At 64.3% G+C, this 6,715-nt stretch carries 3 protein-coding genes and 1 pseudogene; all 4 read right to left on the reverse strand.

The window, feature by feature from the left end; genetic code table 11:
* Positions 1-701: 701 nt before the first annotated feature.
* Positions 702-2,882 carry a tetratricopeptide repeat protein gene (locus RM423_RS23705; RefSeq protein WP_311425510.1) on the reverse strand — a complete coding sequence of 727 codons (2,181 nt, stop codon included), beginning with the start codon at positions 2,880-2,882 and terminating at the stop codon, positions 702-704.
* A gap of 1 nt (position 2,883) precedes the next feature.
* Positions 2,884-4,101, reverse strand: a complete 1,218-nt coding sequence (locus tag RM423_RS23710) for a hypothetical protein (protein ID WP_311425511.1) — start codon at positions 4,099-4,101, stop codon at positions 2,884-2,886.
* 1,245 nt (positions 4,102-5,346) lie between these two features.
* Positions 5,347-5,967: a hypothetical protein gene (locus RM423_RS23715; RefSeq protein ID WP_311425512.1), complete on the reverse strand. Its 621-nt coding sequence runs from the start codon at positions 5,965-5,967 to the stop codon at positions 5,347-5,349.
* Positions 5,960-6,715 (reverse strand): annotated as a pseudogene (locus tag RM423_RS23720) (hypothetical protein); the annotation flags it as partial. The pseudogene RM423_RS23720 and the gene RM423_RS23715, both read right to left, overlap by 8 nt.

Genomic DNA, 6,715 nt, shown 5'->3' on the forward strand with positions numbered 1-6,715 from the left:
GCCGCCGGCACTCCGCCTGCGGCTACCGCAGCCCGATCACCTACGAGAACACCACCACCGCGGCTACGCTACGACCGGCCGCATAACAATCAAATCGCGTGTCCACTTTTCGGGGCGAAGGCCCCAGTTGCGAGCCGTACCGATCGAGGTGAACCGGAAGGCGCAGTCCTGGCTCAGATCCTCAGCCACGGATCGAAACGCATACGCGCGGGCACCGACAGGTAGCCGACAATTCTTGCCTCTCGTTGCTCCGGATGGCGATCACAAATCACCGGGAGGCGTCCGCGGACATGCAGAGGCCACCCGGTGTGATCTCCGCCGCGCGATGTCCAAGCCACGCTCCAGGATCGTGACCCTGTATCGAAGTGGGGTCACGATCTGGTGTGGGGGTCAACGCGCCGGGTCAACCTGCAAGGCCCTGAAACACGGGCCTAGAGACCCCTCACGACGCTAGATGGAGCCTCCATCTGCCAGGCCGAACGTCCGCCCCCTACAGGCCCCATCTTTGCTGGGGTAAACGCATCTACCGGGGCATACCTGGTGCAGTTGCCTGCCGGTCAATGCCGTTCAGAGCGGTTGGCCGCAGATCAATCCTCCAACCTTGCTCCGGCCGAAACGGTGCGGAAGAGCCAAGCCGTCTCGGTGACATGAGTTATGGCTTAACTTGGGTCCGGGCACCAGTTACCGACGATGCCCGCCGTTCAGCCGGCGACCACCGGGCTGCCGGCAAGCAGGGCGTCGATTTCTTCAGCCCGTTCGGCGTTGGCGCCGGAGCGGGCCAGCTCCAGATCGGACAGGGCCGCCTCGACGTCGCCGGTGCCCAGCCTGCAGGCACCGCGCTGGTAATACAGCTCGGCGGTGTCGGCGTCCGGCAACTCTAGCGCACGGCCAAAGTCCGCCAGCGCGGCCAGCCGATTCCCTGCGGCGGCGTGGGCCAAGCCCCGGTTGAGCAGCAGGTCCGGATCGTCGCCGGTGACCGCCAGGGCGCGGCTCAGGTCGTCGGCGGCGGCGGTAGCCCGGCCGGACCGGAACAGCGCTACCGCCCGGTTGGCCAGCGCGGCGGGATAGGTGGCATCGACCGCAAGCGCCCGGTCGAAGTCCTCGATCGCTGCACCCAGCCGGTCCTCGGCCAACCGGAGCGCGCCACGCAGGCACAGCAGCCGGGCATCATCCGGCCGCATTGCCAACCCCGCCTCGATGTCCGCCGACGCCTCGGTCAATCGGTCCTCGGCCAGTTCGAGCTCGGCCCGGATCACCCGGGTCTCGACGTCGTCCGGTTCCATGTCCAGCACTAGGTCGAAGTCGGCCCTGGCACCAACTAGGTCGCCGTCCTCCATCCGAGCGGAGCCGCGGTTGTAGAACAGCTCCGGGAACGGCGGCCCCTGCCGGACGGCGCGGTCGTAGTCGGCCAGCGCCAAGTCCAGGTCACCACGCTTGCGCGAGATCTTCGCCCGCTCGGACAGGTAGTCGGTGTAGTGCGGATCCAGCTCGCTGAGCATGGTGAAAACCTGGTACGCCTCGTTCTTGCGTCCCATCGCGCTGAGCAACCGGGCTCGGTTGTATAGCAGTTGCGAGCGGTGCAGCAGGAAGGCGTCGGCGTCCATCCGGGTGTCGGCCCGGTGCAACGCGCCTTCCACTAGAGTCAGCGCCCGCTCCAGCTCGCCGCGATGCATTTGGATCAGCGCCATGGCGTTGTCCTGGAAGCCGGTGAACATCAACCGGTCCTGCTCGTCCGGCAGGATTGACGCGATGGCGATGGCGCTGTTCTGCCATTCCACGGCCTTCTCATGGTCGCGCGGGACCAAGAACCGGGTGTGCATCATCGCCAGGGAGTAGCTGGTCATCATGTGCACGTGCGGTGTGCAGTATCGGAGGCGCACGTCGTGCAGCAGCTCGATCGCCTCGTCGATCCGGCCGCACGGAATCAGCGCCGACGATATCTGGATGGTCAGCTTGCGGAAAGTCACCTCGTCGCGGTCGGCGTCGGTGATCGCGCGCCCCCGGTAGCCGAGCTCCACCACTAGCTCGGAGAAGCCGGCCTCGGTGCATAACTGAGTGGCGTGGGCCAGGGCCAGCGCGCCAGCCCCGCTCGGGTCGCTGCCCCGCTCCCGGTGGTATGCCAGCGCGCCGACCCGCAGCGACCACGTCGCCACCGCCTCGATCATGTCCGCGTGCCGGTCGTGGTAGGCGGCCCGCTTGTCTGGGTCGAGGGCCTCGTAAGCGATAAGAGCGGCCGGGTCGTCATCGGTACCATCGGAGGCCAGGTACCGGCTCACCAGCTCCACCGCCGGCGCGGCCGGAGCCGGCGCCAGCGACGGCACGGTCCGGAGGACGGTATGTCGGTCCAATTCGGTGCTCAACTTCTCGCCGATCGCGCCGGTGCTGCCGACGATCACCCGCAGTTGCTCAGCCGGCACCCACCGGATCAACAGTGCCAGGAACTCCTGAGTGGTCGCGGCAGCCTCGTGCACGCCGTCAAAGACGACCGTGGCCGGCGGTCGGCCGGCCGCGCGCAGGCCAGCGGTGTAGCGCTGGATGAAGGTGACGATGCCCTGGCTCATACAGCGAATCATGCTGGCGCCATAGAAGCGCGTCCGCTCGGCGAAATCCGAACTCGCGGCTAGGTCGGGCAGTGCCTCGCCAATGATCTCGCTCAGCTCGGGCATGCCGTGCAGCAGCACCAACCGGTACTCCTCAACCAGTTCGGGTCGGTGCCAGATCGCCTCGATCAGCAGCTTTCGCAGGAAGGTGTCGACACCGGTGTACGGTCCGCGCCGGTTGCGATGACAACGGACGAACAAGTACGGGCGGTCGATCAGCTCAAGACTGGCCAGCCGGTCCCGCTCGACGTTGCCGACGATGTGCAGGTGCACCGCAGCCATCTCAGGCCGTCCCATCGGAGAGCAAGAGGCGGGGGCCGCGACTGGCATTCAGCCGCCGCTTGCGCCGGGACAGGAAGAACACCGCGACGAACTCGGTAGTGTTGATCGACAACGACAGCGCCGAGTCCCAGAACTCGGCATCCAACCGGCCCGAAGTCAGGTGGCGGTACATCGTCTGCAGATAGGAAGCCGCGATTGGCAGTGATCCGAACGCGGTGAGGGTGACCGCAGCGACCACACCGAAGACCAGCAGGAAGCCGTACCAGGAACCAACTTTACGGTCCCGTTCGGTCCACTGGTCCTCGTCCACCAGCTTGGACCGGCGCCCGAGCCGGCGCCAAAGCCGGTTCATCATGATGGCCTTGCTGGCCACGTGCAGGTCGTGACAGTTCAACGCTGTCGAGAACACGTAGTACAGATCTGTCTGCAGGTACAGCTGAAACTGCCAAGCGATGCGGAGCATCACACTAAACCCGACGCCCAGGCACGCACCGCCGAGCAGTGACAACGATCCGTCCGAGTGACGCGTCAGATCGGCGGCCACGCCAAACGCGGCCACCATCACCACGTCCAGCAGGACACCGGACAGAAACGGCAGGTAGCGCTGGCGCCGGGGCCGGCTGAGCAGGCCGTTGGTCTGGGTTTCGAACACCAAATAGCCGTATCGATTACTGACGCTGAGTTGGCTGCGCAAGCCGATTCGTTGACCGGCCAGCACATGGAAGCTCTCATGCAGGAACAGCAGCGGGATCTGGCTAATAAACAGGGTCGCCTGTACCAACAGAAGCGAGTTACTGAAAAAGACCTGGCGCGGGTGCGGCCTCAGGTCGGCATGGCGCGCGATGAGGTATAGCCAGCCAAGCACCATCGCCAGATAGAATGTGAAGACCGGCCCCGAGAACATCGCCCGGCCGAGCCACTGGAAGCGGGGCCGTGCCAGCACCGGCGCCGCGGTGCCGTCAGAAACGAAGCCCAGGTCCGCCAACGCTTCGACGAACTCGTCCATGTCGACGAACTCGTCCATGTCGACGGCCTCGTCATAGGTGTCCTGATACCAGGTGGCCGCCTCGGCCAGGGTTAGACCGCCCGAAAGCCGGTGTAACAGCTCCGCACCGTCAGGCGGCAGCACGGCATAGGAGCCGGTGTCGACCCGGCCGACGACGACATCCGCGCCCTGCTCGACGAAGCTCAGCGGGTGCAAAGCCAGTTGATACGACATCCGCTCTCCCGGCCCGAACGCCGGCCCAACAGGTCGAACCGGCGTTCGGTATTAGTAGCGCTGGGTCCTGTTAGGCGACCACGATGTACGGGGTGTCGCACGGGGCCGAGGTCAGGCGAATGTCGGCGGCGCGGCGGATGCTGATCTTCTTCATCGAGCTGGTGGTCTTCATGCGGTGCTCCTTGGGGAACGGCGACAGCACGATGTGCTGCCGCGGTGAGATTCCTGACCTCGTAGCCAGTGAGACAGAGCGTGACTTATACCCGTTTGGATGTCAAGTACCGGATTTAGTATAACTGATCGGGATCGTCGGTATCGGGTAGAGCTGCCCCGAGATCGACCATCCTACCCTCGTCAGCGGGTCTGCCTTGAGGTCGGCGTGGACTTGCTCGATGCCTGCGCGCCTCTTGGGCAGTTCGCGCCACCTACGGGCGTCTGGACCGAGTCTGACCTCGGTCCTGCTGCGCCGCTCTCGAGCTCAGAATCCTGCCTTAGCCTCGAAACAGGGGCAGCCGGGGATGAGGGTCACGGAATCTTAGGGTCCAGCCGCCATGCGATGCAGTTCTGCGACGTTCAGCGCCGTTGCCAGCAGTTGACCCTCCAACCTTCCTGACCCTGTTCTGGACCGGGTCAGCTCGGTGCGGGGGTCCGCCGAAAGAGGGTCGACAACCGAGGGCCGCAAATGCTGGCGCCGGTGCGCCCACGCGTGCCGGATCGACCCTCGATGTAGCCAGGCCGAACACCGACCCCTCTACAGGTCCCGGATTCGCTGGGGCATGCGCATCAACCGGGACATACCTGGTGCGGTTGCCTGCCGTGGAATGCGGTCCAGAGCCGTTACCCGCAGATCGATTCTCCAGATTCCCTCCACCCGAAACGGTGCGGGAGACAGGCTTGCCTAGCTGGGGCCTGCATTCTCGGGGCGGGTGTTGGGCCCACCCCCCGTCAGCAGCAGCTCAGAATGGCCCGCACAGGCCCGCGAGCGGGCCACAGGCACTGCGGGGTGCGCGCCAGCGGCTCGACCGCGTTAATGACGGAACCAAGCCCTGTTCTACGCTCACAGGACAAGGATGGGGACGCACTCAGCCGGAAATCCCAGGATCCGCCCGATGCCCGGTCAGGCACGCTCAACCGTGACAGCCCTCCCTTAGGGACCAGATGCGCTCCGCCGCTGTTGGATACCCGAGTGCTGCCGTAATTTGCGAACACATCGGTCGCTAAGCCTTGCCGGCGGTGCCAGTTGACCTACGCCGCGTCGGTGAAGATCTTCTTCTGCACCTCAAGGTAGCGCCGCAGGTCAACGACTGCGCCACCGTCGGACGCCGGTGACTCTTCCTGAGGCTCGCTCAAGTTAATTGAGTTCTCTTCCGCGAGTTGCCTCGTGGAATCAACCACGATCTTGACGAGCATCGCTGCCCGCTTAGTTGAGAAGTCAAGAGTGATGTTGTTGCCGTTCTCGTCGGAGTAGTCCACGACGACATCCAAGTCCGAGATGAGCCGGTCGATGATGCCCGCGTTCAGGCGGCCTTCATGCACCGCTTCCAGATATGCACCCAGCGAGGCGTTGTAGCGTTCGACGCACTCCGGCACAGAAGCCTGCTTGCGCCTCCGCGCGGCGGCGAATGCAGTGCCACCCACGGCCGCCGCACCCACGAGGACGGTCGGGATGAGCACTCGCGGGTTCTTCAGCGTCTCCGCAACCCGTGCCATCGCCTTATCGTTGCGTATAGGATGCAGGATTTCCTTCAGGTGCTTGACGATCTGCCCAAGTCGGTTGCGAACGATGCCGCCGTACTGAATGAAGTCGCCGCTGAGCAGGCGCGCCTCGATCTCTGGCGGGATGATGAAGGTCGACTGACTAATCACTGCTTGTCCTCCGCCGCGCGACTCTCGGCGCTCTGGTTGTCATCATCGTAGTGCCACCTCCTCGTTTGCTACGTCCTAAAGCCTCCGCCATCTCGTCGGAGGCAGGATCACCGAAGACCTCGTCTACCATCGCGCTCATCGCGCGTACGTCTGACTCTGCGGTGACCGTACGCAGTGTGACTCCTTTGGGCAGGGCAACATCGACGGCGAGCAGTTGCGTCTCGCCAACCATGATCGATTCCTGCTCATCTGGGATGAACCTGTTGTCTACAAGGGTCTCGTGAAGACTTGGAGCAACATCGTGCCCACGCGTTTTCCACTCAACCCGGACGATGTCGGGGTTCGCCCGGTAGTGGGCAAGGGCCTGCGGAACTAATCGACTGATCGTGTCGGCGTTTGCGCCGGCGAGGTTTTGATAGGTGATGAAACCACGGCCACCCGGAAAGGTCACGAGATACAACGGGCCTTGCCGCGAAACGGCGATTGCGCTAGGCGTCTCGGCATCGGTGCGAAGTTGCTCGTCGTAGGCGGCAAGTAGGCCGGTGAGGTCCGTCCTTGCCTTTACTGTGTCCCGCTGGACCGAAGGCGGCAACGGAATTTGTTCTGATGGTGTCCGGTAGCCGATCCTTGGGTTCTCGCGGTGATCGCAACACCTGACTGAGTGGAGGTGTTGACCATGCGGTTCGCTAATCACATGATCACGGAGAACGTGCAGGTGTTTTGGGCCGAGTTGCAGCGTGGCGAGTTC

This window comes from Jatrophihabitans lederbergiae (assembly GCF_031845305.1).
GTDB lineage: Bacteria > Actinomycetota > Actinomycetes > Mycobacteriales > Jatrophihabitantaceae > Jatrophihabitans_A > Jatrophihabitans_A lederbergiae.

Coding starts and splice junctions, on each gene's coding strand:
- RM423_RS23705 (WP_311425510.1), bottom strand. CDS start 2,882: ATGGCTGCGGTGCACCTGCACATCGTCGGCAACGTCGAGCGGGACCGG.
- RM423_RS23710 (WP_311425511.1), bottom strand. CDS start 4,101: ATGTCGTATCAACTGGCTTTGCACCCGCTGAGCTTCGTCGAGCAGGGC.